The organism is Pseudomonas sp. WS 5011 (assembly GCF_012985775.1).
Taxonomy (GTDB): Bacteria; Pseudomonadota; Gammaproteobacteria; order Pseudomonadales; family Pseudomonadaceae; genus Aquipseudomonas; species Aquipseudomonas peli.
In genome coordinates, this window is record NZ_JAAQXA010000001.1 from 211,307 (window position 1) to 237,800 (window position 26,494).

The 26,494-nt window shown below is 61.4% G+C and carries 22 protein-coding genes; 15 read left to right on the forward strand and 7 right to left on the reverse strand.

Annotation, left to right across the window (positions count from 1 at the left end):
- Positions 1-189 precede the first annotated feature (189 nt).
- The 3 genes from HBN63_RS01040 (at position 190) to HBN63_RS01050 (ending at position 2,848) form a co-directional block, all read left to right on the forward strand.
- Positions 190-1,131 carry a folate-binding protein YgfZ gene (locus HBN63_RS01040; RefSeq protein ID WP_170048051.1) on the forward strand — a complete coding sequence of 314 codons (942 nt, stop codon included), beginning with the start codon at positions 190-192 and terminating at the stop codon, positions 1,129-1,131.
- 49 nt (positions 1,132-1,180) lie between these two features.
- The gene (locus HBN63_RS01045; RefSeq protein WP_090251989.1) at positions 1,181-2,017 is read left to right on the forward strand and encodes an HDOD domain-containing protein; all 837 of its coding nucleotides are present in this window, start codon (positions 1,181-1,183) and stop codon (positions 2,015-2,017) included.
- A 69-nt stretch (positions 2,018-2,086) separates the two neighbouring features.
- Complete coding sequence (locus tag HBN63_RS01050; RefSeq protein ID WP_170048052.1) at positions 2,087-2,848, forward strand: transporter substrate-binding domain-containing protein; 762 nt, start codon at positions 2,087-2,089, stop codon at positions 2,846-2,848.
- 1 nt (position 2,849) lies between these two features.
- Here HBN63_RS01050 and HBN63_RS01055 read toward each other — a convergent pair whose 3' ends face one another.
- Both HBN63_RS01055 and HBN63_RS01060 read right to left on the reverse strand, forming a co-directional pair.
- Positions 2,850-4,265, reverse strand: coding sequence for a sensor histidine kinase (locus HBN63_RS01055; protein WP_170048053.1), 1,416 nt, complete (start codon positions 4,263-4,265; stop codon positions 2,850-2,852).
- The gene (locus HBN63_RS01060; protein ID WP_090251980.1) at positions 4,258-4,929 is read right to left on the reverse strand and encodes a response regulator; all 672 of its coding nucleotides are present in this window, start codon (positions 4,927-4,929) and stop codon (positions 4,258-4,260) included. Before HBN63_RS01060 ends, HBN63_RS01055 begins: the two co-directional genes overlap by 8 nt.
- A gap of 206 nt (positions 4,930-5,135) precedes the next feature.
- Here HBN63_RS01060 and HBN63_RS01065 point away from each other — a divergent pair, with 206 nt between their 5' ends.
- The 6 genes from HBN63_RS01065 (at position 5,136) to HBN63_RS01090 (ending at position 11,546) form a co-directional block, all read left to right on the forward strand.
- Entirely contained in the window at positions 5,136-6,407 is a 1,272-nt protein-coding gene (locus tag HBN63_RS01065) for an OprD family porin (protein ID WP_170048054.1), read from the forward strand.
- Between the two features lie 29 nt (positions 6,408-6,436).
- Positions 6,437-7,414, forward strand: coding sequence for a tripartite tricarboxylate transporter substrate binding protein (locus HBN63_RS01070; protein WP_170048055.1), 978 nt, complete (start codon positions 6,437-6,439; stop codon positions 7,412-7,414).
- A 138-nt stretch (positions 7,415-7,552) separates the two neighbouring features.
- A complete protein-coding gene (locus HBN63_RS01075) occupies positions 7,553-7,996 on the forward strand; it encodes a tripartite tricarboxylate transporter TctB family protein (RefSeq protein ID WP_170048056.1) in 444 nt (147 codons plus the stop codon).
- Positions 7,997-7,998: 2 nt separating this feature from the next.
- Positions 7,999-9,507 (forward strand): tripartite tricarboxylate transporter permease, encoded by a 1,509-nt coding sequence (locus tag HBN63_RS01080; RefSeq protein ID WP_170048057.1) that lies wholly within the window; start codon positions 7,999-8,001, stop codon positions 9,505-9,507.
- Entirely contained in the window at positions 9,500-10,531 is a 1,032-nt protein-coding gene (locus HBN63_RS01085; protein ID WP_262498848.1) for an AbrB family transcriptional regulator, read from the forward strand. Before HBN63_RS01080 ends, HBN63_RS01085 begins: the two co-directional genes overlap by 8 nt.
- Positions 10,532-10,676: 145 nt before the next feature.
- Positions 10,677-11,546, forward strand: coding sequence for a DUF6279 family lipoprotein (locus tag HBN63_RS01090; RefSeq protein ID WP_170048058.1), 870 nt, complete (start codon positions 10,677-10,679; stop codon positions 11,544-11,546).
- A 7-nt stretch (positions 11,547-11,553) separates the two neighbouring features.
- Here the strand turns inward: HBN63_RS01090 and ung are convergent, their stop codons facing one another.
- Positions 11,554-12,246, reverse strand: coding sequence for a uracil-DNA glycosylase (gene ung / locus HBN63_RS01095; RefSeq protein ID WP_170048059.1), 693 nt, complete (start codon positions 12,244-12,246; stop codon positions 11,554-11,556).
- Between the two features lie 515 nt (positions 12,247-12,761).
- Between ung and HBN63_RS01100 the strand changes: the two genes are divergently transcribed.
- On the forward strand, positions 12,762-14,000 hold the full coding sequence (locus HBN63_RS01100; protein WP_170048060.1) for an MFS transporter: 1,239 nt from the start codon (positions 12,762-12,764) through the stop codon (positions 13,998-14,000).
- 104 nt (positions 14,001-14,104) lie between these two features.
- Here HBN63_RS01100 and HBN63_RS01105 read toward each other — a convergent pair whose 3' ends face one another.
- Positions 14,105-14,986 carry an AraC family transcriptional regulator gene (locus HBN63_RS01105; protein ID WP_170048250.1) on the reverse strand — a complete coding sequence of 294 codons (882 nt, stop codon included), beginning with the start codon at positions 14,984-14,986 and terminating at the stop codon, positions 14,105-14,107.
- 280 nt (positions 14,987-15,266) lie between these two features.
- On the opposite strand from HBN63_RS01105, the gene HBN63_RS01110 reads away from it, so the two are divergent.
- The 5 genes from HBN63_RS01110 to mmsB all read left to right on the forward strand — a co-directional run bounded on the left by HBN63_RS01110 (position 15,267) and on the right by mmsB (position 21,182).
- Entirely contained in the window at positions 15,267-16,763 is a 1,497-nt protein-coding gene (locus HBN63_RS01110; protein ID WP_170048061.1) for a CoA-acylating methylmalonate-semialdehyde dehydrogenase, read from the forward strand.
- A 73-nt stretch (positions 16,764-16,836) separates the two neighbouring features.
- Positions 16,837-18,003, forward strand: coding sequence for an isobutyryl-CoA dehydrogenase (locus tag HBN63_RS01115; protein WP_170048062.1), 1,167 nt, complete (start codon positions 16,837-16,839; stop codon positions 18,001-18,003).
- A 53-nt stretch (positions 18,004-18,056) separates the two neighbouring features.
- Positions 18,057-18,875 carry an enoyl-CoA hydratase gene (locus HBN63_RS01120; RefSeq protein WP_170048063.1) on the forward strand — a complete coding sequence of 273 codons (819 nt, stop codon included), beginning with the start codon at positions 18,057-18,059 and terminating at the stop codon, positions 18,873-18,875.
- Between the two features lie 20 nt (positions 18,876-18,895).
- Positions 18,896-19,999, forward strand: coding sequence for an enoyl-CoA hydratase/isomerase family protein (locus tag HBN63_RS01125; RefSeq protein WP_170048064.1), 1,104 nt, complete (start codon positions 18,896-18,898; stop codon positions 19,997-19,999).
- 190 nt (positions 20,000-20,189) lie between these two features.
- Positions 20,190-21,182, forward strand: a complete 993-nt coding sequence (mmsB, locus tag HBN63_RS01130; RefSeq protein ID WP_262498849.1) for a 3-hydroxyisobutyrate dehydrogenase — start codon at positions 20,190-20,192, stop codon at positions 21,180-21,182.
- A 418-nt stretch (positions 21,183-21,600) separates the two neighbouring features.
- Here mmsB and HBN63_RS01135 read toward each other — a convergent pair whose 3' ends face one another.
- The 3 genes from HBN63_RS01135 to HBN63_RS01145 all read right to left on the reverse strand — a co-directional run bounded on the left by HBN63_RS01135 (position 21,601) and on the right by HBN63_RS01145 (position 26,493).
- Entirely contained in the window at positions 21,601-22,905 is a 1,305-nt protein-coding gene (locus HBN63_RS01135; RefSeq protein ID WP_170048251.1) for an HlyD family type I secretion periplasmic adaptor subunit, read from the reverse strand.
- Between the two features lie 61 nt (positions 22,906-22,966).
- Positions 22,967-25,102: a type I secretion system permease/ATPase gene (locus tag HBN63_RS01140; RefSeq protein ID WP_170048066.1), complete on the reverse strand. Its 2,136-nt coding sequence runs from the start codon at positions 25,100-25,102 to the stop codon at positions 22,967-22,969.
- Between the two features lie 47 nt (positions 25,103-25,149).
- Positions 25,150-26,493 (reverse strand): TolC family outer membrane protein, encoded by a 1,344-nt coding sequence (locus HBN63_RS01145; RefSeq protein WP_170048067.1) that lies wholly within the window; start codon positions 26,491-26,493, stop codon positions 25,150-25,152.
- Between the last annotated feature and the right edge of the window lies 1 nt (position 26,494).

Consider the following 26,494-nt stretch of genomic DNA (forward strand, 5'->3'; position numbering starts at 1 on the left):
AAGGGTGGCCGCCATACATGACATGCAACAAATTACGGCACGCAGTATACGAGGAAATGCACATCTATTGACCGTACGCGGCCAGCCGGCTGTTATTACCTGAAACGAGTCAAGCGCAAGCGCTGACAAGGCGCGAGGGGCGCTCTATGATGAGCCCCCTAACTTTTATCCAGCGATACCTAATCCACCATGGCCGATACCGCGTTTTATTGCATCCTCAGCCACGAAGGCATCCTCGCCGTGCGCGGCCCTGACGCCAACAAGTTCCTCCAGGGCCAAGTCACCTGCAACCTCAACTACCTGAGCGACAGCTATTCCAGCCTGGGCGCGCGCTGCACCCCCAAGGGCCGCATGCAATCGAGCTTTCGCATCCTCAGCGTGAGTGATGGTTATTTGCTGGCAATGGCCAGTGATTTGTTGGATGCGCAACTGACTGACCTGAAGAAATACGCCGTTTTCAGCAAATCCAAGCTCACCGACGAAAGCCAGGACTGGCTGCGTATCGGCCTGAACGGTGCCGATGACATCCTGCGCAGCCTCGGTTTAGAGCTCGCAGCGACCGCAGACAGCGTCGCTCGTCGCGATGATTTACTGGCCCTGCGCTTGAGCGACGGCCGCGCTGAACTGTGGATACCCGCCAACCAGGCCACAGCCGTTCAGGCACAAGTGGCCAGCCAACTGCCGGAAGCGCCGCTGAATGATTGGCTGCTAGCGCAAGTCCGTGCGGGCATCGGCCAGGTCGTGGGCAGCACCCGCGAGCTGTTTATCCCACAGATGATCAACCTGCAGGCCGTGGGCGGCGTCAGCTTCAAAAAAGGCTGCTACACCGGCCAGGAAATCGTCGCGCGCATGCAGTACTTGGGCAAACTCAAGCGCCGCTTGTATCGCCTGGCGCTGCATGACAGTCAGGTGCCCGAGCCCACTACGCTGCTGTTCTCACCAACGCACACCTCCAGCGTGGGAGAAGTGGTACTGGCCGCACGCACCCCAGACGGCGTCGAGTTGCTTGCCGTGTTACAGGACGAAGCCGCACTGAATGGCGTTATTCACCTGGGTTCTGCTGAAGGCCGCACGCTGAGCATGCTCGATTTGCCGTATACACTGGATTCAGACCGCGAAATACAGCGCTAAGCCCTGACTACACTTATCACTATTGCTTGAACGCCAAAGAGAATTGCCCATGAGCAAGCTTGCCGAGAAAGTCCAAAAGGAACTGACCCAGGCCATCGACAATGATGAGCTGGTCCTGCCGACTCTGCCGGAGGTCGCACTGAAAGTCCGCGAGGCAGCCGAAGATCCGGATATCAGCATCCCGCAACTGAGCAAAGTGATTGGCAACGATGCCGCCCTGACCGCGCGCATCATCAAGGTGGTGAACAGCCCATTGCTGCGCACCAACAAGGAAATCACCGACCTGCAGATGGCCGTCGGTCGCCTCGGTATCAATTACACCTGCAACCTGGCCACGGGCCTGGCCATGGAGCAGATGTTCCAGGCCACCAGCGACGTGGTTGACCGCAAAATGCGCGAAGTGTGGAACAAAAGCACGGAAATCGCCGGCATCTGCCACGTGCTGTGCAAGCACTACACCCGCCTGCTGCCCGACCAGGCCACCCTCGCCGGCCTGGTGCATCAGATCGGTGTGCTGCCGATCCTCACGTACGCCGAAGATCACAGCGAGCTACTGGCCGACTCGATCAGCCTCAACCACGTGATTGAGCAGATCCACCCAATCATCGGCGACAAGATCCTGCGCACCTGGGACTTTCCTGAACTGATTGCCATGGTGCCCAGCCAATACTTGGACTTCACCCGTGACAGTGCCAAAGTCGACTATGTCGATATCGTCCAGGTCGCTACCTTGCAGAGTTACATTGGCAGCGAACATCCCTACACCAAACTGGACTGGAGCCAGATCCCGGCGTTCGCCAAGCTGGGCCTTGATCCAAACCAGAACCTGAACGAAGACGAAGACCTTTCCGCCGCCATGGAAGCGGCCATGAGCATGCTTCAGTAACCTTCCTGCAAACGCATGCAACCGAATGCAACTAGACTGAACGCAGTCCCCGTATTTGGCATTCGGTTCATGCGCCTACTGCTGCTACCCCTTCTATTCAGCTTGTTCTGCGGCAGCCTCACTGCCGCAGAATCTGTGCGCCTGACCAACGGTGAATGGCCGCCTTATCTGGGAGAACAGCTGCCGCATAAGGGCGTCGCATCACGCATCGTCGCCGAAGCCTTTGCCCTGCAGGGAGTTGAGGTGACCTGGGAGTTCCACCCCTGGGCACGCTCGCTGCAACTGGCCGAGCGCGGCAAACGCGATGGCAGCGCGGTCTGGCTGCACAGCAGTGAGCGTGAAGAAAAGTTCTTTATCAGCGACCCGGTGGTGGAAAGCGGTTACTACCTGTTCCACCGCAAGGGCTACAGCTTTGACTGGCAACAGATTGGCGACCTGCAAGGTCGACGCCTGGTCGGCACCCGCGGCTATGACTATGGCGCGGCCTTTCAGCAAGCCGAAGCCAGCGGACAATTGCGGGTCAATCGGGTGATCAGTGATGAAACCGCCTTTCGCCAACTGATTGCCGGCCGCGTCGATCTGTTTCCGATGGACAAGGTGGTCGGCTTCGATATGCTGCATCAGCACTTCAGCGCAGCCGAGCGCGCGCAACTGAGCTTTCACCCCAAGCCCCTACGCAGCGACAGCCTGCACCTGCTGCTCTCGCGGGAAGTACCCGGCAATGCCGAGCTGATCGCCCGCTTCAACCAAGGCCTGGCGCAACTGCGCGAAAGCGGCAAGGTTACCCAGTACCTGCTGGAAATCCAGCAGCCACTCAGCCTCGCGCCCTGAGTCAGACGTCTACGCTGACAAACTCGACGCGCACCAACAAACCGTGCGGCTGCGCCTGGTGCAGGCTGATCTCAGCCTGATGCGCCCGGCAAATCTCACCGACAATCGCCAAACCCAAGCCGGCCCCAGAGCCCTTGTTACTGCGCCGATAGAAGCGCGCAAACACCCGCTCATGCTCTTCTGGCGGAATTCCAGGGCCGTCGTCTTCGACCTCCAGCACCCCAGTCGGCAATACCCGCAGGATCACATTGCCGCCGGCAGCGGTGTGCGCCAAGGCGTTATCCAGCAGGTTGCACAGCAACTCGTTGAGCAGCGTCGGCTCGCCACTGACCCATACCGCCTTCTCAGCCTCCAGTGCCAGCGCAATCCCCCGTGCATGGGCCAGTGGTGCCAGCGCCATGCCCAGTTCACGCGCCAGCTGGCTGAGATCCAGACGCTGCGCGCCGCCTTCGGCGATGGCCCGTGCACCGCTTTCGATACGTGCCAGCGAAAGCAGCTGATTGGCCAGATGGGTCAGTTTGTCGGTGTTCAGCGCGGCCTCTTCCAACGTGCTGCGCCAGATCGAGGGTTCCTGCGCGCGCAGCCCTAACTCAACCCGCGCCTTGAGCGCGGCCAAGGGCGTGCGCAGCTCGTGGGAGGCATCGGCAATAAATTGTGACTGGCGCTCGAACAGGTTGCGCAGCCGGTCATTGAACTGGTTCAGCGCATCGATCAATGGGCGCAGTTCACGTGGCATGCCGAGATTCGACAGCGGCTGCAGATCATCACTGGTGCGCGCCGCCACACTGCGGCGCAAGGCTTCCAGAGGGCGCAGCGCAGCGCTTACCGCCAGCCACACCAACAGCAACGCACTCAGCGACAGCACGCCCATGCGCAGCAAGGTGCCGAGCAACAGCTCGCGGGCCATGCGCTCACGCGCGCCCTGGGTTTCCGCCACACGGATTTCCGCCACGCCGTTAAGACCCGGCTCACTGACCGGCTGCAGCAGGCTGACCACTCGCACACCCTGCTCACGAAACTCGGCATCGTAGAAACGCGCCAACGCCGGATAATCCTCTGTGCGTTTGATATGGGCCGGCGGCGGCGGCAGGTCTTCATAACCCGATACCAACGCACCCTGCACGTCTAATACCTGGTAGTAGATGCGCCCAGCACTGTCATAGGCAAAGGTGTCCAGTGCCACATACGGCACGTTGGCATTCAAGCGCTCGGCGGTGGTGTACAAGCCGTCGGCAACCGCCCGCGCCGAAGCCAGCAAGGTGCGGTCGTAGGCAGTATCCGCGGCATGCCGAGCGCTCCAGTAAGCGCTAAGACTGCTGACCAGCAGAATCAACGCCAGCAACACCGCCAAGCGGCGGATCAGCCGTCCGCGCAGGCTGCCCGGTTCGTGGTTTTCAAGCGGGTGATGCTCAGTCACCAACAGCCTCCAACAAATAGCCCAGCCCACGGAAGGTGACGATGCGCACCCCGCTCCCTTCGAGCTTTTTGCGCAGGCGATGGACGTAAATTTCAATGGCGTCACTGCTGGCCTCTTCATCCAGACCAAACACCTGAGCGGCCAACTGCTCCTTGCTCATCACCCGCCCAGGCCGGGCAATCATCGCCTCCAGCACCGCCTGTTCGCGGGAGGTCAGGGTCAGCAGAGCATCGGCAAGGGTAAAGCGCCGGGTATCCAGGTCATACAGCAGGCTGCCGCAACGTTGCTGGCGCTCGCCACCGAGCACAGTACGGCGCAGCAGTGCCTTGACCCGTGCTTCCAGCTCACTCACTTCAAAGGGTTTGGCCAGGTAATCATCGGCACCCAGATTAAGACCATGCACGCGATCCTTCACCTCACCACGGGCGGTGAGCATCAGCACCGGCAGGGTATTGCCACGCTCACGCAAACGCGCCAGCACCTGAAAACCGTCCAGGCGCGGCAGGCCGATATCGAGAATCGCCAGGGCGTAATCCTCACTGCTCAAGGCCAGATCAGCCGCCACGCCGTCATGCAGCATGTCCACATTAAGCCCGATGCCACGCAGGGCCTGAGCCACGCTTTCAGCCAGGGGCAGATGGTCCTCGACCAGTAGGACTCGCACGGTAGTAGCACTCCACGAACTTGTTGTTATGTGCCCAGTGTAACGGCGCAGAGGCCGCTGCGAATGCCCCAGCGACTTTCTTTCAAACTGAAAGCCTGGTGAAAGCTTGACCCCCTAGCATCGGTTTCAGGTGGCTCGATCCACCGACCTGAACGACTGACGCAGTGGTGCGCAGCCGTGACAAAAACAACAATGGAGACCACAGGATGCCGACTGCATCTCATCAGGCGCTTGCGCCTGCTCACCTGCTTAGCCTGGCAATCGCCACCGCCCTACTTGCCCCCGCTGCACACGCCGATTTTGTGGCTGACAGCAAAGCCAGCCTGACCACCACCAATATCTACCTCAATCGTGATTTCCGCGAAGGCACCAGCAGCCAGCAGAACAAGCGTGAAGAGTGGGGCCAGGGCTTCTGGCTCGACGTCCAGTCCGGCTACACCGAAGGCACCGTTGGCTTCGGCCTTGATGCCCTAGGTCTGGTTGGGGTCAAACTGGATTCCGGCGGCGGCCGCACCGGCACCGACCTGCTCCCCGTACAAGACGATGGCGGCACCCCGGACCAATTCGGTCGCCTGGGCCTGACAGCCAAGGTCAAGGTCTCCAATACCGAGCTGCGCTACGGCTCGCACGTGCCAGAGCTGCCGGTGGTCAAGGCCAGCGACAGCCGCCTGCTGCCGCAGGTGTTCGAAGGCGGCCTGCTGACCTCCAGCGAACTTGACGGCCTGACCTTTACAGGCGGGCGCCTGGATAAAGTCATCGACCGCGCCTCGACCAACTCCGAAGAGCTGATCCTCAACAGCAAGAACCGCCGCTTCGCAGCAGGTATCACGGCGGATCATCTGGACCTGATGGGCCTCGACTATGAGTTCGCCAAGGGTCTGACCGGGCGTTATTACTTCGCCGACCTCGACGACATCTACCGCCAGCATTTCTTCGGCCTGCTCGCCAGCCAACCGCTGGGCAGCGGCACCCTCAGCGCTGATGTACGCATGATGCTGAGCAAGGACAGCGGCGCCTCCAATGCCGGCAAGATCGACAACCGCGCCTTCAACGCCATGCTCACCTACGGCATCAACGGCCACAAACTGGGCCTGGGCTTTCAGGACATGAGCGGCGACACCGGTTATGCCTACATCGATGGCAGCGACCCGTTCCTGGTCAACTTCGTGCAGATCAACGACTTCGCCAACGCCGACCAGCGCTCCTGGCAGGCCCGTTATGACTACGACTTCGGCAAGCTCGGCGTTCCCGGCCTGAGCTTTATGACCCGTTACATCAAAGGCAGCGACGCGCAAATCGCTGGCACTGATGACACCGGCGGCGAGTGGGAGCGCGACATCGAGGTCAAGTACGTGGTGCAGAGCGGGCCGCTGAAAGATGTCTACGCACGCCTACGTAACGCCAGCTTCAAATCCGACTTCGCCCGCGATGCGGACGAGAACCGCGTCATCGTCGGCTACACGCTGCCGATCTGGTAATCCACAATAAGAGCTCAGAGGAATACCCCATGAAAACTGCCTTTACCCGCATCGCCCTGGCCACAGCCTGCATGGCCTTTGCCGGCCAGCTGCTGGCCGCCGAACCGAAACGCCCGGAATGCATCGCCCCGGCCAAGCCCGGCGGCGGTTTCGACCTGACCTGCAAACTGGCCCAGAGCGGCCTGAAAGACAGCGGCCTGCTCAAAGCCCCAATGCGCGTCACCTATATGCCCGGCGGCGTCGGCGCGGTGGCCTACAACGCGGTGATCGCCCAGCGTGCCGATGATCCGGGCACCATCACCGCGTTCTCCAGCGGATCCTTGCTCAACCTGGCGCAAGGCAAGTTCGGCCGTTACGACGAAACCGGCGTGCGCTGGCTGGCCGCAGTGGGCACCGACTACGGCGCCATCACCGTACGTGCCGACTCGCCTTACCAGAGCCTGGACGATCTGGTCCAAGCTCTGAAGAAAGACCCGACCAGCATCGTCTTCGGCGCTGGCGCCACCATCGGCGGCCAGGACTGGATGCAGACCGCGCTGATCGCCCGCCTGGCCGGCATCGACCCGAAGAATCTGCGCTACGTAGCCTTTGAGGGCGGCGGCGAAACCCTCACTGCCATGCTTGGCGGCCATGTGCAGGTCACTTCCAGCGGCCTGGGCGAAGTCACCCCGCAGCTGGCAGCGAAGAAAGTGCGCATCCTCGCCGTGCTCTCCGAAGAACGCCTGCCAGGCAAGCTGGCCGACCTCCCGACGGCTAAGGAGCAGGGCTACGACATCGTCTGGCCGGTAATCCGCGGCTTCTACATGGGCCCAGAGGTGACGGACGAGCAGTACAACTGGTGGAAACAGCAGTTCGACACCCTGCTTGCTCGTGAAGACTTCGCCACCCTGCGTGAACAACGCGATCTGCTGCCGTTGTCGGTGACTGGCGACGAACTGAAAGCCTTGGTCTTCAAGCAAGTTGAGGAATACAAGGCGCTGGCTGGCGAGTTCGGCCTGATGCAATAACACCAGCGCCTCCCTCTCCCAAGCGGGAGAGGGTCGGGGTGAGGGGTGGCAGTGATAAACCGCACCACCCAAACCCCTCCCCTAACCTCCTCCCACTGGGAGCAGGCTTTAGATGCCCAAGTTCTGAGGTAATCCTCCATGTACGTTCGCCTGTTCGCCGCGAGCTGGCTGCTGTTTTGCGCCGTGCTCACCGTCATCGCCTGGGGCTTCCAGGCACCCTTCGCCTATGACCCGGTTGGGCCGCGCGCCTATCCGTTGCTGCTGCTCAGCCTCATGTCAGCTGGCAGCCTGTGGCTGGTGATCAAGCCCGGCTTGCTGGAGCAGACGCTTAATACCCGCGCAGCCGTGCGTGCGGTGCTTTGTGTACTGGCGCTGCTGGCTTACGCGCTGCTGTTTGAAGTGCTCGGCTTTGTCATCAGCACCACGCTGGCCACCTTCGCCCTTGGCCTGCTGTTTACCGGTCGCCCGCTGCCCTGCGCCATCAGCGCCGTGCTGATGGGTGTACTGCTGTATGGCCTGTTTGATTACCTGTTGGATGTGCCGCTGCCCCTCGGCCTGTTCGAAGCCTTTGTGGAGAGCTGAAAATGGAAACCCTGAATTTCTTGATGCAAGGTTTCGAAGTCGCCACGCGACCGGAAAACCTGTTGGTCGCCTTGTTCGGTGCCTTTGTCGGCACCATCGTCGGCCTGTTGCCGGGCCTGGGCCCGATCAATGGCGTGGCGCTGCTGCTGCCACTGGCCTTCGCCCTCGGCCTGTCGCCGGAAACTGCACTGATCCTGCTCGCTGCCGTATACCTGGGCTGTGAATACGGCGGGCGTATCTCGGCGATTCTGCTCAATGTACCGGGCGACGCTGCGGCGGTGATGACTACCCTCGACGGCTACCCACTCGCCCGCCAGGGCAAGGCCGGGATCGCCCTGTCGCTGTCGGCAGTCAGCTCGTTTATCGGCAGCATGATCGCCACCTGCGGCGTGGTGCTGTTCGCGCCAATCCTGGCCAACTGGGCGGTGGCCTTCGGCCCGGCTGAGTACTTTGTGCTGATGATTTTCGCCATCGCCTGCCTCGGCGGCATGGTCGGCGACAAACCGGTAAAAACCCTGATGGCTGCTCTGATCGGCCTGGCTTTGGCCACCGTTGGGGTGGACTCGACCACCGGCGTGTATCGCTTCACCTTCGGCAGCGTCAGCCTGTCGGACGGTATCCAGTTCGTCATCGTGGTAATCGGCTTCTTCAGCGTCAGTGAAGTGCTGCTGATGCTGGAAAAAACCCACAACGGCCAGAAAGCCGTGAAGGCCAGCGGCCGCCTGCTGTTCAACTTCAAGGAGTTCTGCTTCACCTTCTGGACCATGGTGCGCAGCTCCCTGGCCGGCTTCGTCATCGGCGTACTGCCAGGTGCCGGCGCCACCATCGCCAGCGCCATGACCTATATGACGGAAAAGCGCATGGCCGGCCCGAACGGCAAGTTCGGCGACGGTGACCTGCGCGGCCTGGCTGCACCGGAAGCGGCCAACAACGCGTCGGCTTGCGGCTCGCTGATCCCCATGCTGACCCTTGGCGTACCGGGTTCTGGCACCACCGCGGTGATGATCGGCGCACTGACGCTGTACAACATCACCCCCGGCCCGCTGCTGTTCGAACAGCAACCGGATGTGGTCTGGGGTCTGATCGCTTCGCTGTTTATCGGCAACGTGATTCTGCTGGTGATGAACATTCCCCTGGTTGGCCTGTTCGCCCGCATGCTCAGCGTGCCCAACTGGGTGCTGGTGCCAGCGATCACCGTGATCAGCATGGTCGGCGTCTACGCGGTGCACAGCACCACCTTCGACCTGGTCCTGATGATCGGCCTCGGCGTATTCGGCTACATCCTGCGCAAGCTTGACTTCCCGCTGTCGGCGCTGATCCTCGGCTTCGTTCTCGGCGAACTGATGGAAGACAACCTGCGCCGCGCCCTGTCGATCTCCGCTGGCGACCTGAACATCCTCTGGAACAGCCCGATCAGCCTGTGCCTGTGGGCACTCACCGCACTGATGCTGGCCCTGCCAGGTCTGCGCTGGTGGCGTTCGCGCCGTGCGGCGCAACTGGCCAATGCCTAAGTTGCACATGCTCACCGGCCAGCAAAGCTGGTGGGCCACGCCCCTGGTCGGCTTGTCAGGCGGCTATCTGGCCAGCCTGATCGGCTGGCCTTTGCCGTGGATCATCGGCTCGCTGCTGGCAGTGATCGCCGCACGTTGTAGCGGCTGGCTGATCACCGAGCTGCCGGGCGGACGCAAGACCGGGCAGTGGCTGGTGTCCAGCGCCATCGGCCTGCATTTCACCAGTGAAGTATTCGGCCAACTGCTCAGCCACTTCGGCGTGATTCTGCTCGGCGCCCTGCTCACCCTGCTGCTCAGCCTGATCGGTATTGTCGTGCTACGCCGCGCCGGCCTGGATCGAGCCACTGCGTTCTTCGCCAGTATGCCAGGTGGTGCCAGCGAGATGGTCAACCTGGCGCAACGGCACAACGCCGAAACCGCCAAGGTGGCCGCCGCCCACAGCCTGCGATTACTGCTGGTGGTATTGCTGATTCCGGCAATCTTCACCTGGAGCCTGCCGCCCATCGCGCCGCCCGCACCTGCAGCGGTGAGTTGGCCCTGGCTGGCGGTACTGCTGCCCGGTGGCGCGCTGCTGGCTTGGTTATGGGGACGTTTGGGCCAACCCAACCCGTGGATGCTCGGCCCGCTGACTGTCTGCGCCGTAGCCAGTGTCAGCTTCGATCTGCACCTCGGCTTGCCCGATGGCCTCGGCCAGACCGGTCAATGGCTGATCGGCTGCGCCCTGGGTTGTCACTTCGACCGCAATTTCTTTCGCAGTGCGCCGGGGTTTCTCGCACGCATTCTGCTGTTCTGCCTGCTCGCCATGCTCGCCGCCGCCGCGTTGGGCCAAGGCCTGGGCTGGCTGGCCGGGGAAAACCAGAATGCACTGATGCTCGGCATGATGCCCGGCGGCATCACCGAACTGTGCCTGACCGCAGAAGCCCTGCACCTCTCGGTGGCATTGGTCACGGCCTTGCAGGTGCTGCGCCTGTTTCTGGTGATGTTTCTCGCCGAGCCGTTATTTAGGCTTTGGCAACGCAGCTGAAATCACTTTAGCGACCACGTTTAGCCCGCCTTGCGCGGGCTCTTTTTTGCCTGCAAACAGCAGTTTTTTTTAACAGATATGTCTGTAGCCACCCAGCCGCAGGCGACGGCGGTACTCTCAGACCTTCACCACCGAGGCATCCTTTATGAGCGTACTGCGTTGGCCCGCCGTGAAAACCCTGCTGCTATTGCTCTGCCTGAGCCTGCTGATTAGCGCCTGCAGCCGTGCCGGCCTGGCGTACCGCAACCTGGATTGGCTGGTGCCCTGGCGGCTGAACGATTACCTGAACCTCGACAGTCAGCAGCAGGCCTGGCTCAAACCCCGCTTGCAAACGCACCTGCAATGGCATTGCAGCGCCGAATTACCGCGCTATATCGACTGGCTGCAAACCACCGAAAGCATCCTCGCCCAGCCGCAACCGGACAGCGCTCAGCTGCTTGAGCAATTTGCCCAGTTCGATGCCGCGCTCAACCGCATTGGCGTCGAGATCACCCCCACCGCTATCGAGCTACTGCAAGGTCTGAGCGAGCAGCAGGTCAACGAGCTTTACGCTGCGATTGATGAAGACAACCTGGAAGACCGTCAGGACTTTCTCGACCCGCCGCTGGCCACCCAGATCAGCGAACGCCAGACGCGTATGCAGGAACGTCTGAGGCCTTGGCTAGGCCGCCTGAACACTGCACAAACTGAGCATATCGCCACCTGGGCCAACAGCCTCGGTGAGCAGAATCGCCTGTGGCTGGAGAATCGGCAGCTGTGGCAGGCCGAGCTGCGCAAGGTGGTTGCCGAGCGCAATAGCGCGGACTTTGCCGAACGGTTGACCCGTTTGCTGCAACAACGCGAGAGCTTCTACAGCGACGAATACCGCGCCAGTTATGGCCGCTCGCGCCAGGCGCTGGCCACGCTGTTCAGTCAGCTGCTGAGCAGCAGCGATGAGGCGCAGCGCGAGCGCCTGAGTCACCGCTTGCGCGACTTGCGCCGCGATCTGGCCGAGCAGCAGTGCGAAGCCGCTTAACAGGCCGTTAGGCTTCGGGTAAGCGCCAGTCGATCGGACTCAGTTGATGCTGCTGGAGGAACTTGTTGGTGCGGCTGAAATGGCCGTTGCCGATAAAGCCACGGTGCGCCGACAGCGGCGAAGGGTGCACGGATTTCAGCACCAGGTGTTTGCTGACGTCGATCAGTTTTTCCTTGCTCTGTGCATGGGCACCCCAGAGCAGAAACACCAGACGCTCCTGCTGCTGACTGACCACCTCAATCACCTTGTCGGTAAAGGTCTGCCAGCCGATCTTCGCGTGGGAGCCGGCAATGCCATGCTCCACCGTCAACGAGGTGTTAAGCAGCAGCACGCCCTGCTCCGCCCAATGCTGCAGGTTACCGTGGTCGGGAATGTCGATATTCAGGTCGCGCTTGAGCTCTTTATAGATATTCACCAGCGACGGCGGCGTCTTCACCCCAGGCTGCACCGAGAAGCACAGTCCATGGGCCTGACCTGGACCGTGATACGGGTCCTGGCCGATTACCACCACCTTGGTCTGCGCCAACGGGGTGGAATTAAGCGCATTGAAGATCAGCGAGCCAGGCGGATAAATCTGCTTGCCTGCGGCCTTCTCGCTGCGCAGAAAATCCCCCAGCTCACGCATATAGGGCTTCTCGAACTCTTCATGCAGAGCGGCCTTCCAGCCGGCTTCGAGTTTGACGTTATCTGCGGCGCTCATGCCTGAATCCTGCTTATTCCAACGGAGACGGCACGCTAAGGAAGGCGGCTAGGCAAGTCAAGGCGAGCGCGCGGAACAACCCGTAAGCACACCATCTTCATACTGTCGCTAAAAACCGACCTACCGGAACGCAGGAGACTGGCCACGATCGACGCGTCCAAAACCGTGGCTTAACCCTACGGCTTAAAACGGCCGCACGGCATGAAGTGCTTACGACAATTGAACAGCGCTTAGAACGTTTTCCGATCCGCAAAAAGCCAAAGATATGGCGTTATAGAACATATCTAGGACGCTTTTATCAGTCGTCCGAACTGCCCGCTCAGTAGAGTCACCTGCAGCAGCGTACTGAAAAATCAGTACCGCTGGCGCTGTGTGATCAATAGCCCCCACACGCTGACTTAAAGATGGACGCACAGCCAAGTGCAGTGCATCCGTAGATAGGTGTGCCTCAATCACGTCGTGTTGCAACCCGCGCCTGAGTGCTATCAATCCCAACCGCCCACAGGGTGCAGACCATGCGTTTGAATGCTGCGATTGTCGTGTTGCTAACCAGCCTGGTCGCCGCAACCTATGGCTTCGGGATTTACCTGTTTGCTCAGCTCGTACCGGACATGCAGGCCTCCCTGGGCTTCGATTTCTCCTACGTAGGCAGTATCACCGCCTCGGCGCAGCTGGGCTTTCTACTCTGTGCCCTGCTGGCTGTCTGGCTGACGCCGAAGATTGGCGGCGGCTGGATGATCGTGGCCTCCGGGGCGGTGTGTGCTCTGGCGTTACTACTGATCCCGCTGTCAAACAACATCCTGGTGATCGGCGCATTACTGACACTGTTGGCGGGCACGGCGGCGACGGTGTTTGTGCCGATGGTCGATGTCATCGCCAGGGTCACGGCCTACCGCTACCGGGGGTTGGCCATGGGTCTGGTATCCAGCGGAACCAGTTATGGAGTGGCGATCAACAGCCTGCTGGTGCCGCTGTATGCCGCACCAGGTGAATGGCGCAGCGTGTGGTGGTGGGTGGGGTTGCTCACAGCGGCCATGGCACTGCTGGTGCTGGTGGTTTTCAAGAAAGGCGGTTTGCTCAGCACAACCTCGCAGCCGGTTGTAGCGCCCACAGCCCTTGACTTGACAGTGCCCAGCAAGCGCTCAGCGCTGATACAACCCTGGGTGCTGCTGATCTGGTCGATGAATTTCTTGATCGGGTTTGCCACCTTTCCGTTCCAAACCTACCTCTCGTCCTACCTGCGCACGGAACTGGGTTTTGACGTGCAATACAGCGCACAGGTATGGGCCGTGATCGGCTTCGTTGGTATGTTTGCAGGACTGGCAGTCGGTTGGCTCTCCGACCGCACGGGGCTGCGCGCCGCCATGTTGCTGGTCTACGGCTGTGTGGTAACGGCGGCACTGATATTCGTTGTAAGTCCCTCAGGGCATTGGCCCTTATTCGCAGCGGCGCTGTTCTCTACGGCCTTCTATCCCATTTTCGGCCTTATCCCCGCTTACGTTTCCAAACTGGCATCGTCCAGCGCCATGGCGGTATCCATATTTGGCGTTGCCAACGTGATGCAAGGCTCTGGCGGCATGCTCGGCAATTACGGGGCAGGGCTACTGGCCAATTACAGCGGCAGCTTTGCTGGGGTATATGCAACCATTGCCGGCGTGGGCGCAGTACTCATCATCCTGACCCTAAAGCTGCCCACAGAAGCCCCCGCGGCTGTATCAGCTGGGTCAGGCGTTAACAATCCGACTGCAAGTTAGCAACGTGCCACTAACCGGCAATCTATCGGTTCGCACTTAGCGTTGATATTTAAGACCCAGCACCTTGGCCGGAAAGCAGCCGCCTGCCCCCTAAAACTTCTGACTTATCCCTGATGCAGCGCCCGGTAATGACTGGGCGCCATGCCAACCACTTTGCGAAACAGCCGCGAGAAGTAATACACATCGTCATAGCCCAGCTGCTCAGCAACCTGGCGGATGCCCTGCTCACCTTCATCGAGCAGGCGGCAGGCGTGGGCCATTTTCAGCTGGATAAAGTCCTGAATCGGCGCATGCCCAGTCAGGGCGCGATAGGTTTTGGCGAAGTGAAAACGCGACAGTTTGAACTGCGCGGCCAGCTCATCGAGGTTGAGCGCGTCATGCAGATGGGCGCGCATCACCGCCTGTACCGCGTCCACATCGAGCACTCGCCCGGATTTCAAGGTAGTACGCGCCGGCAGCACCGCCAGAGAAGTCAGCAACACCTGCAACTGGTGGGCGGCATAGACGAAATGCGCCAGGTTCAGGCCCTGCTTGCGCAGGTTGAGCAGAGCATCGAACTCAGCCAATAGACGCGGCTGCACGCCGATACGCCACAGCGGCCCCTTGCCCAAGGGCTTGAGAAACTCTGTCACCAGATCGCCGTCGAAATGCACCCAGTACAGCGTCCAGGGCTTGTCCACGTCCGCGCCATAGGCGTGCATCACGCCTTTCGGCAACAGCAGCAAATCGCCACCACTGACAGCTAATCGTCCATCCGCTGTCTCCAGCCAGCCCTGCCCGGCACGGCAGTAAATCAGCAGGTGATCCTCCGGCTGCGGGCGATGCATACGGTGCCCCTGCGCCTGCGGGTAAAAGCCGAGAGCCAGCGGATAACAGCCCTGGGCAAGCGGGCTGCGCGCCAACAGGCGGCGCAACCTGGGCGGTGTGATAAAGCGCACGCCGTTGGCCGGCAGTGGCCAGTTGGAGGTATCGACCTGCACGCTCATGGACATCCTGGCCATTGATTCAATCCCAAGATAGTCCATCTGTAGACCAAGATCGTCAATCCACAAAGCCGAGCAAGGCGGCTATAACACGGACAAAACAACAACCGAGCCCACGCAGAGAACCTGTTCACGATCTCGCGAGCTAGAGCCATACAAGGCAAAAGCAGGCGAGGACGCGGAGTTTACGAGCTGTAAATGAGCAGTCCGAGCCTGTTTTTAACGCAGTAGTGCCGACGCGCAGCAGATCAGGAACAGGTTCTTAGGTTCGCAGGAGGAAGGCATGGCCAAGGCAATCCCACAGTTGATCGACGGTGAATGGCGCGAAAGCCGCGCCCGTGAATTTATCGAAGTCACCGACCCGGCGACCCAGGAAGTACTGGCGCTAGCCCCCAAGGCTACCGCTGAGGAAATCGAAGCAGCGATTGCCAGTGCCAAGGCAGCCTTCCTCACCTGGCGCGAAGTGCCGGTTTCCGATCGGGCGCGGGTGATGCTGCGCTATCAGCACCTGCTCAAAGAGCATCACGACGAGCTGGCGGAAATTCTCGCTGGCGAAACCGGCAAGACCCTGGCCGATGCCAAGGGCGATGTCTGGCGCGGTATCGAGGTGGTGGAGCAAGCCTGCAATATCGCCAGCCTGATGATGGGCGAGACCATGGAGAACGTGGCCCGCGACATCGACACCGCCAGCTGGATTCAGCCGCTGGGCGTATGCGTCGGCGTCACACCGTTCAACTTCCCGGCGATGATTCCGCTGTGGATGTTTCCCCTGGCCATCGCCGCCGGCAATACCTTTATTCTCAAGCCGTCCGAACAGGACCCAATGACCCCTAACCGCCTGGCCGAGCTGTTTATCGAAGCTGGCGCGCCCAAGGGCGTATTGCAGGTGCTGCACGGCGCGCGCGAAGTGGTCGACAGCCTGCTGACCCATCCAGATATCCGCGCCATCTCCTTCGTCGGCTCGGTGCCGGTTGGCCAGCATATCTACCGCACGGGCACCGCCCACCTGAAGCGTGTGCAGGCGTTTGCCGGGGCGAAGAACCATATGGTGATCATGCCTGACGCCAACAAGCAGCAAGTGCTGAGCAACCTGGTTGGCGCCAGTTGCGGCGCAGCAGGGCAGCGCTGCATGGCGATCAGCGTGGCGGTGTTTGTCGGCGAATCGAAGCAGTGGATCGACGAGCTGCAGGCGCAGATGGCCGATCTGCAACCCGGCTACTGGACCGATGGCCACGCCGCCTTCGGCCCGCTGATCAGCCAGCAGGCCAAGCAGCGCGTGCTGCGCCTGATTGCCGAGGGTAAGGCTGAAGGGGCCGAGTGCCTGCTGGACGGCTCGCACTGCGCAGTCGAGAGTTACCCCAATGGCAACTGGGTCGGCCCAACCCTGTTTCGCGGCGTTACCGCCAAGATGAGCCTGTACCGCGAGGAAATCTTCGGCCCGGTGCTGGTGTGCATGGAGGTCGACACACTGGACGAGGCGATTGAACTGGTCAACGCCAGCCCCTACGGCAACGGCACCTCAATCTTCACCCGCTCCGGCGGCGCGGCGCGGCATTACCAGCACGCGGTGGAAGTCGGCCAGGTCGGCATCAACGTACCGGTGCCGGTGCCGCTGCCGTTCTTCTCCTTTACCGGTTGGAAGGGTTCGTTCTACGGTGACCTGCATGCTTACGGCAAACAGGGTGTGCGCTTCTTCACCGAAACCAAAACGGTGACCAGTCGCTGGTTTGATGAGGATGCTGTCAGCGCATCCGCCAATATGACCATTCAGCTTAAATAATGGCCTGCCAGGCTGATCACGAGTTGGCCCGGCCTTAACTACCGGGGTTTACCTGCCCCGCTAAGGATCACTGATGGATTTCGAACTGACTGAAGAACAACGCCTGCTGGTCGACAGCGCCCGCGCCTTTGCCGCCAAAGAGCTGGCCCCACATGCTGCCGACTGGGACCGCGACCATCACTTCCCGGTGGACGTGATTAAGCACGCCGCTGAGCAGGGCTATCTGGCCTTGTATATCCAGGAAGACGATGGCGGCCTGGGCCTGTCGCGCCTGACCAGTTCACTGATCTTCGAGCAGCTGTCGGCTGGCTGCATCGCCACCACGGCGTTTCTGACCATCCACAATATGGCCTCGTGGATGCTCGCCTCCTTCGCCGATCAGGCGCTGAAGGATGCCTGGCTGCCGCGCCTGGTCAGCGGCGAACTGCTCGCTTCCTACTGCCTGACCGAACCGGACGCCGGCTCCGACGCCGCCCACCTGCGCACCCGCGCCAAGCGTGATGGCGATGACTACGTGCTGGACGGCAGCAAGTGCTTTATCTCCGGCGCCGGCTCCACCGATGTGCTGATCGTGATGGCGCGCACCGGCGAGGACAGCGGCGCCAAGGGTGTGTCCTGCTTCCTGGTGCCGGCCGATGCCGAGGGCGTGAAGTACGGACGCAATGAATTGAAAATGGGCTGGCGCGCCCAGCCGACCCGCACCATCACCTTTGAAGGCGTGCGCATCCCCGCTGGCAACCGCATCGGGCCAGAGGGCCAGGGCTTTGTCTACGCGATGAAGGGCCTGGATGGCGGGCGCATCAATATCGCCAGCTGCTCGCTGGGCGCGGCACAAGCGGCGCTGGAGCAATCGCTGCGCTATGTCGAGGAACGCAAGCAGTTCGGCAAGCCGCTGAGCGACTTTCAGTCTCTGCAATTCAAGCTCGCCGACATGCTCACCGACCTGACCGCCAGCCGGCAGATGGTGCGCCTGGCCGCGCACAAGCTGGACCACGGCCACAGCGAAGCCAGCCTGTATTGCGCCATGGCCAAGCGCTTTGCCACCGACCATTGCTTCACCCTGTGCAACGAGGCGCTGCAGCTGCATGGCGGTTACGGCTATCTGAACGATTACCCACTGGAGCGCTGGGTACGCGACAGCCGCGTGCACCAGATACTCGAAGGCACCAATGAGATCATGCGAGTGATCATCGCCCGCCGCCTGCTGGATCAGGGCGGCATGCTGGATCGCTTGCTGTAGCTTTTAATTCCCTCTCCCCTCGGGGAGAGGGGAGCAACCTGACGAGGACCGTTATGAGCAACGCCATCGAAGCTTACAACCCCGGCGTGTTTGACCTGACCCACAAGCTCACCGTGGAAAAACACGGCCATACCGCGCTGATCACCATCAACCAGCCGCCCGCCAACACCTGGGACCGCGACTCGCTGATCGGTCTCAAGCTGCTGGTTGAACACCTCAACCGCGACGATGACATCTACGCCCTGGTAATTACCGGTCAGGGCGGCAAGTTCTTCAGCGCAGGCGCCGACCTCAAGCTGTTCGCCGATGGCGACAAGGCCCGTGCCCGCGAAATGGCCCGACGCTTCGGCGAAGCCTTCGAAGCGCTGCGCGATTTCCGTGGTGTGTCGATTGCCGCGATCAACGGCTACGCCATGGGCGGCGGTCTGGAATGTGCGCTGGCCTGCGATATCCGCATCGCCGAGCGCCAGGCGCAACTGGCCCTGCCGGAAGCCACGGTCGGCCTGCTGCCTTGCGCTGGCGGTACCCAGAATCTTAGCTGGCTGATCGGCGAAGGCTGGGCCAAGCGCATGATTCTTTGCGGCGAACGCATCGATGCGGAAACCGCGCTGCGCATCGGCCTGGTCGAGCAAGTGGTCGATACCGGCGAAGCCCGTGGCCACGCCCTGCTGCTGGCGGCCAAGGTCGCGCGGCAAAGCCCGGTGGCGGCACGCACTATCAAACCGCTGATCCAAGGCGCGCGCGAGCGCAGCCCGAACACCTGGCTGAGTGAGGAGCGCGAGCGTTTTGTCGACCTGTTCGACGCCGACGACACCCGCGAAGGGGTCAACGCCTTCCTGGAAAAACGCGACCCACAGTGGCGCAATAAATAATCCGCAGGGTGACAACCACAATGAATGTGCAATTCGAAGAACGCCCCGCACAACACGGTTACCGCATCGGCATCGCCAGCCTGGATGCCGAGAAAAGCCTCAACGCCCTGTCGCTGCCGATGATCGAGGCGCTGGATGCCAAGCTCAAGGCCTGGGCAGACGACCCGAGCATCGCCTGCGTAATGCTGCGCGGCAATGGTCCAAAAGCCTTCTGCGCGGGCGGCGACGTGGTGCAGCTGGTGCATCAGTGCCGCGAACACCCGGGCGAAATCCCGCCGCTGGCGCGACGCTTCTTTGCTGACGAATACCGCCTCGACCACCGCATCCACACCTACCCGAAACCCTTTATCTGCTGGGCCCACGGCCATGTGCTGGGCGGCGGCATGGGTCTGATGCAGGGCGCAGCAATCCGCATCGTCACCCCAGGCAGCCGCCTGGGCATGCCGGAAGTGAATATCGGTCTGTACCCGGATGTGGGCGGCAGCTGGTTCCTCGCGCGCCTGCCGGGCAAGCTCGGCCTGTTTCTCGGCCTGACCGCCAGCAGCATAAACGCCAGGGATGCGCTGGATCTGGACCTGGCCGACCGCGTGCTGCTCGACAGCCAGCAGGACGACCTGCTAAATGGCCTGGCCCAGCTCAACTGGCAAGAACAAAGCCCGCAACAACTGCACAGCCTGCTCAAAGCGCTGGAAAACCAGGCCCTAGGTGAGCTGCCGGAAGCCCAATGGTTGCCGCGCCGCGCGCGCATCGACGAGCTGCTCGATACCGCCGACCTGCCCCACGCCTGGAATGCCATCAGCGCCTTGCACAACGACAGCGACCTGCTGCTGGCCCGCGCTGCCAAGACTTTGGCCGGCGGCTGCCCGCTGACCGGACACCTGGTATGGGAGCAGATCAAGCGCGCCCAGAAGCTTTCCCTAGCCGATGTCTTCCGCATGGAATACGCCATCAGCCTGAACTGCTGCCGCCACCCGGAATTCCCCGAAGGCGTTCGCGCGCGGCTGATCGACAAGGACCACGCGCCACGCTGGCACTGGCCGGATGTGGCGAGCATTCCGCAACAGGTAATCGACGCGCACTTCGCCCCAGCCTGGGACGGCGCCCATCCATTAGCGGATCTGTAACCGACAACAGCGCGTAGGGTGGATGCTGACGGGCCTGTAAATATTCTTTAGGGCCAGTGCGTAGGGTGGATGACGCTTTTTCATCCACCGATAAGACCGAAGCTGGTGGATGAGTGAAGCGTCATCCACCCTACATGGCAGGAATGGCGAACACCCCTGACGGGCCTGTTAATAGGCTGTAGGAGCCAGCTTGCTGGCGATCCTCGGCATCATCGCCGGACCGCCGGACCGCAGCAAGCTATCCCCTACAACCGCACAGAAATCGGGCAACCCGGCCACTCTTACTAGGAGCATAACAATGACAACAATCGCTTTTATCGGCCTCGGCCACATGGGCCTGCCCATGGCGCGCAACCTGCTCAAGGCCGGCTTCAACCTGAGAGTCTTCGACCTTCTGCAAGCAGCCGTCGAGGACCTGGCCAAAGACGGCGCGCAAGCCGCCAGCAGCGCCATGGATGCGGTGCAGGATGCCGATGTGGTGGTCAGCATGCTGCCCGCCAGCCGCCATGTTGAGGGTTTGTACTTGGGTGATAACGGCCTGCTGGCCGCGCTCAAGCCCGGCAGTCTGGTACTGGAATGCTCAACCATCGCCCCGGAATCCGCACGCAAGGTGCATCAGGCAGCGGCAGCGCGTGGTATCGAACTGCTCGATGCGCCAGTGTCCGGCGGCACTGCCGGTGCGGCAGCGGGCACCCTGACCTTTATGATCGGCGGTGCTGAAGCCACTCTGGAAAAAGCCCGCGCGATTTTCGAGGCCATGGGCAAGAACATCTTCCACGCCGGCCCCGACGGTGCCGGCCAAGTGGCCAAGGTGTGCAACAACCAGGTGCTGGCGGTGCAGATGATCGCCACCGCCGAAGCCATGGCCATGGGTGTGGCCAACGGCCTGGAACCCGCAGTGCTGGCCGAAATCATGCGGCAAAGTTCTGGCGGCAACTGGACGCTGGAGAAGTACAACCCCTGGCCCGGCGTGATGGAAAACGCCCCGGCGTCCAAAGGCTACAACGGCGGCTTTATGGCCGAGCTGATGGCCAAGGACCTCGGTCTCGCCCAAGAAGCCGCGCAGGCCAGCGGTAGCAGCACGCCAATGGGTGCGCTGGCGTTGCAGCTGTATCGCCTGCTGCTCAAGCAGGGCAAGGGCAAGCAGGACTTCTCGGTGGTGCAGCAGTTGTTTGTTGAATAATCGCGGCTTTGGTAGCCCGGATTACATCCGGGCTAGGCGCTTGGACTTAACGCCGTAGGATGGGTTATCACCCATCCTACGTACTGCGCACGCTCCATGCCCGGACTGGGCTGCGCTTGTTCGGGCTACGGGCTGATACAGCAAAGCTCGCGGCTAAAGCGGAACGCCGCCCGGCCCCTCCTACAACAGCGAACCCCGTAGCCCGGATAAGCCTTGGCGCAATCCGGGGAGCAATCAGCACCTAACTCACAGGCCGCTGCGCACGCTTCCATGCCCGGACTGCGCTGCGCTTGTTCGGGCTACGGGCTGATACAGCAAAAACTCGCGGACAAGCCCGCACCTACATGGATAAGCAGTTAACCCGCAGACAGCAAAAAGCCGCAGCTAGCTGCGGCTTTTTGTGGACAGAACCTAGCACCTAGCGCTCGCGCAACGCCTCGCTGCGGGCGCGGATAATCGGTTTGAGCAGGTAGCTGAGCACACTCTTCTTGCCGGTGATGATATCCACCGACGCAACCATGCCAGGAATGATCAGCAGCGGCTTTTCCTCGGTGCCCAAGTGGCTCTTGTTGGTGCGCAGCTTGATCACGTAAAAGCTGTTGCCATCATCGTCAGTCACGGTGTCGGCGCCGATCTGTTCCAGCTCGGCCTTGAGCCCGCCGTAGATGGTGTAGTCATAGGCCGTGAACTTGACCATCGCTTCCTGGCCCGGATGCAGGAAGGCAATGTCCTGCGGACGAATCCGCGCCTCAACCAGCAGGTTCTCACCCAGCGGCACGATCTCCACCAGGTCGCTGCCAGGCTGAATCACCCCACCGATGGTGGTGACCAGCAACTGTTTGACGATACCGCGCACGGGTGAGGTAACCAAGGTACGGTTGACCCTATCCTCCAGGGCTTTGCCAGAAGACTGAATTTTACTCAGCTCGGTACGTGCCTCGTTGAGCTGAGCCAGCGCCTCACTGCGGAAACGTCCACGGGTTTCATCAATCTTGCGCTCGACTTCCTTGATCGCCGACTCGGCGCGCGGTATCGCCAGAGTTGTGGCCTCCAACTGGCCGCGCGCTTCCACTTCGGCGCGCTTGAGGCGCAGCACTTCCACCTGGGAAATCGCGCCCTGGGCCACCAGAGGCTCGGACATTTGCACTTCCTGGCGCAGCAGGCTGAGGCTATTGCGGAACTGCCCCTGCTTGGAAGCAAACTCTCGCAGCTCCTGTTGCCGCTGAATCAGTTGCTCTTCTAGGCCGGCCACTTCATCGAGCAATTGCTGCTTGCGACTGTTGAACAGCTCAATCTCATTATCCGCCTGCTTAGGCGCCTTCTCGCGGACCTCATCGGTCACCACCAGTTCGCGGTCCTGCACTTCGGCACTAAGGCGCTCCACGCGCAGCAACAAGGCCAAGCGGTCGGCTTCGGTTTCACCGACGTTGGAGGCAAAGCGCGTGTCATCGAGGCGCAGCAGCGGATCGCCGGCATCAACAATCTGCCCTTCGCGGACAAACAGCTCGGCGACGATACCGCCTTCCAGGTTCTGGATTTTCTGCAGGCGCGAGGACGGAATCGCCTTGCCATCGCCACGAGTGACTTCATCAACCACGGCGAAGTTGGCCCACAACAGACAGAAGACCACAAAGGCGATCAAGCCCCAGATGGTCAGCCGCACCACCCGTGGCGCATCTTCGATCAACGCTTTGTTGACCTCTGGCAGCGGCTCATCACCCATCTCATCGTGGCTACCGAAATAAGCGGCAACAGCCTGACGCAGGCTCTTTTTCTCGGGCGTGTTAGCTGACACTGATTTGCCCCTTCTTCAGCGCTTCCATCACGCTACCTTTCGGCCCGTCGGCGATGATCTGCCCACGGTCGACAATAATCAGCCGGTCGACCAGGCTGAGCATCGAGGCGCGGTGAGTGACCAACAGCAGAGTCTTGGTGCCGATCACCGCAGACAAACGCTGCTTGAGGCGCTCTTCACCGGTGTTGTCCATGGCGCTGGTCGGTTCATCGAGCAGCAGAATCGGCGGGTCGAGCAACAGCGCACGTGCCAGGGCGACGTTCTGCCGCTGACCGCCGGAGAGGTTCTGCCCACGTTCGCCGACCTGCAACTCGTAGCCTTTCGGGTGCAACCGGGCGAATTCGTGCACGCCAGCCAACTCGGCGGCCTGCAACACCAGCTCGTCTTCGACATAGCGGGCGCCGGATACCAGGTTGTCGCGCAGGGTGCCGCTGAACAGCTGAATATCCTGCGGCACATAGCCAATGTTGTGCCGCAGATCGCTGACATCCAGTTGGCGTACATCGATGCCATCGACCAGCAAGCTGCCGGCATCAGGCTGATACAGGCCGACAATCAGCTTGGCCAGCGAGCTTTTGCCCGAGCCACTGCGGCCAATGATGCCAATCTTCTCGCCGGGGCGAACCACCATGTTGATGCCCAGCAGAGCGGCCTGCTGCTGCTCAGGGTAATGAAATTCCAGCTGGCGGAATTCGATCGCCCCCTGCAGCGACTGGCGCTTGAGCGGGCGCTCATCGGCGTGGCGCTCCTGCGGCAGCTCCATCATCTGGTTGACCGATTCAAGCGTCACCCGCGCCTGCTGATAGCGCGTGAGCAAACCGGAAATCTGCGTCAACGGCCCCAGCGCGCGGCTGCTAAGCATGTAGCAGGCAATCAGCCCGCCCATGCTCAGGTTGCCGTCGATGATCTGGTACACGCCGAGCACGATCACCACCACACCTGCCAGTTGCTGCAGCAGCATGGTGGCGTTCATCGCCAGGCTGGAGAGCATGCGCGCACGCAACTCCAAGCGGCTGAGGGTGCCGATGGTCTGTTCCCACAGGTACTGGCGCTCGCTCTCGGCATTATTGACCTTGACCGCATCCAGCCCGGCCAGGCTCTCGATCAGGCTCGACTGGCGCTCACCGGCCAGGGCCATGGTGCGCTGCATGGTCTCGGCCAGCGGGCGCTGCAAGGCCCAGCCAATCAAGGCCACCAGCGGGAAGGCCAGCACTGGGATCCACACCAGATGGCCGCCGATCATGGCGATTACCGCGAGAATCAACAGGGTAAACGGCAGGTCGATCACGCTGGCCAGGGTCAGCGAGGCAAGAAAGTCGCGCAGGCTCTGAAACTCGTGGATGTTCTGCGCAAAGCTGCCAACCCGCGCCGGACGGAACTTCATGGCCATGCCGACAATGCGTTCGAACAGCGTTGCGGAGATGATCAGATCGGTCTTCTTGCCGGCCAGATCGAGACACAGGCCGCGCAGGGTCTTCAGCAACAGATCGAAGAAGAACACCCCGGTGATGCCAATCGCCAACACCCACAAAGTGGCTTCGGCCTGGTTGGGCACCACGCGGTCGTACACGTTCATTACGAACAGCGGCGTGGCCAAGCCGATCAGGTTGATCAGAAAGCTCGCCGCGATGGCATCGATATACAGCCAGCGCGAACGCTTGAGCGTGTCGCGAAACCAGGACGTGGCGCGCGGGATCAGCTCGCCACGGTTGAAATCGAATTTGTGCTGCGGCTGGGCAAAAAATACCCGCCCGCTGTAATCCTCGGCCAGCGCTTCGGCACTGACGCGCACCTCACCGCCCTCGCTTTCGCTGGGCATGATGCGCGCCCGCCCCTGGTCATCCCAACCCAGCAGAATGGCGCTGCGACCATCATGCAACAGCAGCAAGGCCGGCATGGCCAGGGCCGGAATCTTCTCCAGGCCACGGCGCAACCAGCGCCCCTGCAACCCCGCACGCGCCGCCGCACGCGGCAGCAACTCGGCACTCAAACGCTGCTCAGGCAACGGCAAGCCAGCAGTGAGCATGGCGCGGCTGACCGACTTCTGGTGCAGGCCACACAACGAAAGCAGGCTATCGAGCAGAGGATCGTCGTAGCGATCACGCGGATCGCTACGGGTTTGCATCGAGCTTGGGTCTACTGCCACTGGGTTTTACTCATCAACGACTGGGCTCAGTTCAGGCCCGGCAAATTGACCTGGGCCTTGATCTCGTCCAGTGGTGCGGCGGCCATCGGCGCGACTACACCCTGGCTCTTGAGCAGGGAGCCCATGGTGGCCTTGATCCGGTACTGAGTAAACAGCTCGGTGAAACGCACTTCCTCAAGACGGCGCGAGGCGGTGAACAACTCGTTTTCACTGTCGAGCAAATCCAGCAGGGTACGGTCGCCCAGGCTGAACTGCTTCTGGTAGGACTCACGCACTCGGCTGCTGTAGTCAACGTATTGCTGGGCAATCGGCAACTGCTGGCGAGCATTTTCCAGGGCGTTCCAGGCCAGACCGAGGTCTTCATTCAACACCCGCAGGGCGTTGTTGCGGATGTCCATGGCCTGGTTGGTCTGATAGGCCTTAGACTGCAGATCAGCCTTGTTGCTGCCACCAGCAAACAGGTTGTAGCGCATGCGCAGCATCGCCTGCCACTCGTTGCTATGACCGCTGACGCCATCGACATTGTTGTCCATACCGCGCGACAGCTCAGCGTCAAAACGCGGGTAGAAGCTCGACTTGGCCGCTTCGTATTGCTGCTCGCTGGCCTGCACATCGGCTTCGGCCGAACTCAGGAATGGGTTGTTGGCGAGCATTTCCTGGCGCGCTGCGGACAGGCTTACCGGCAAGTGACCAGCCAGACTGGCCGGTGGGCTCAGCTCGTTGGCATCGCGACCAACCACGCTGAAATAATTGACCTGCGCATCCGCCAGGTTGGTTTGTTCGGTGATCAGGTTGTTGCGGGCCTGGGCCAGGCGCGCTTCAGCCTGGTCGAGGTCAGCACTACGCCCTACACCACTCTGGCTACGCAGGGTGATCTGGTCATAGATACGCTCGTGGCTAGCCAAGTTGCTCTCGGCCAGACGCACCAGTTCCTGGCGAGTCAGCACATCCAGATAAACCTGAGCCACCGTCAGGGCGGTGCGCTCGGCAGTACCCAGCAATTCATAGGCGCGGGCATTGACAGTGGCGCGTTGGCGGCCGACTTCACTGCTGGTAGCAAAACCGTCGAATACCATCTGCTGCAAACGCAAGCTCGACTCGCCGCGTGTCAGGGTTTCGGTGTTGTGGTTCTGCCCGCGAGTACCCGGACTGTCGGTACCTTCACGGCCATAGCCGGCCAACAGATCAACCTGCGGTAGGTAACCGCCCTTGGCCGCGTTCATCTGCTCTTCAACCGACAAACGCGCATTGATCCCCGCCTGGATCTCCGGATGTACCTCGAGGGCGCTTTGCATGGCTTCATTAAGTGTCTGGCCATGGGCAGCCATCGATACCGCCAAAGCAAGGGGAACAAGAACGAGAAAACGCATT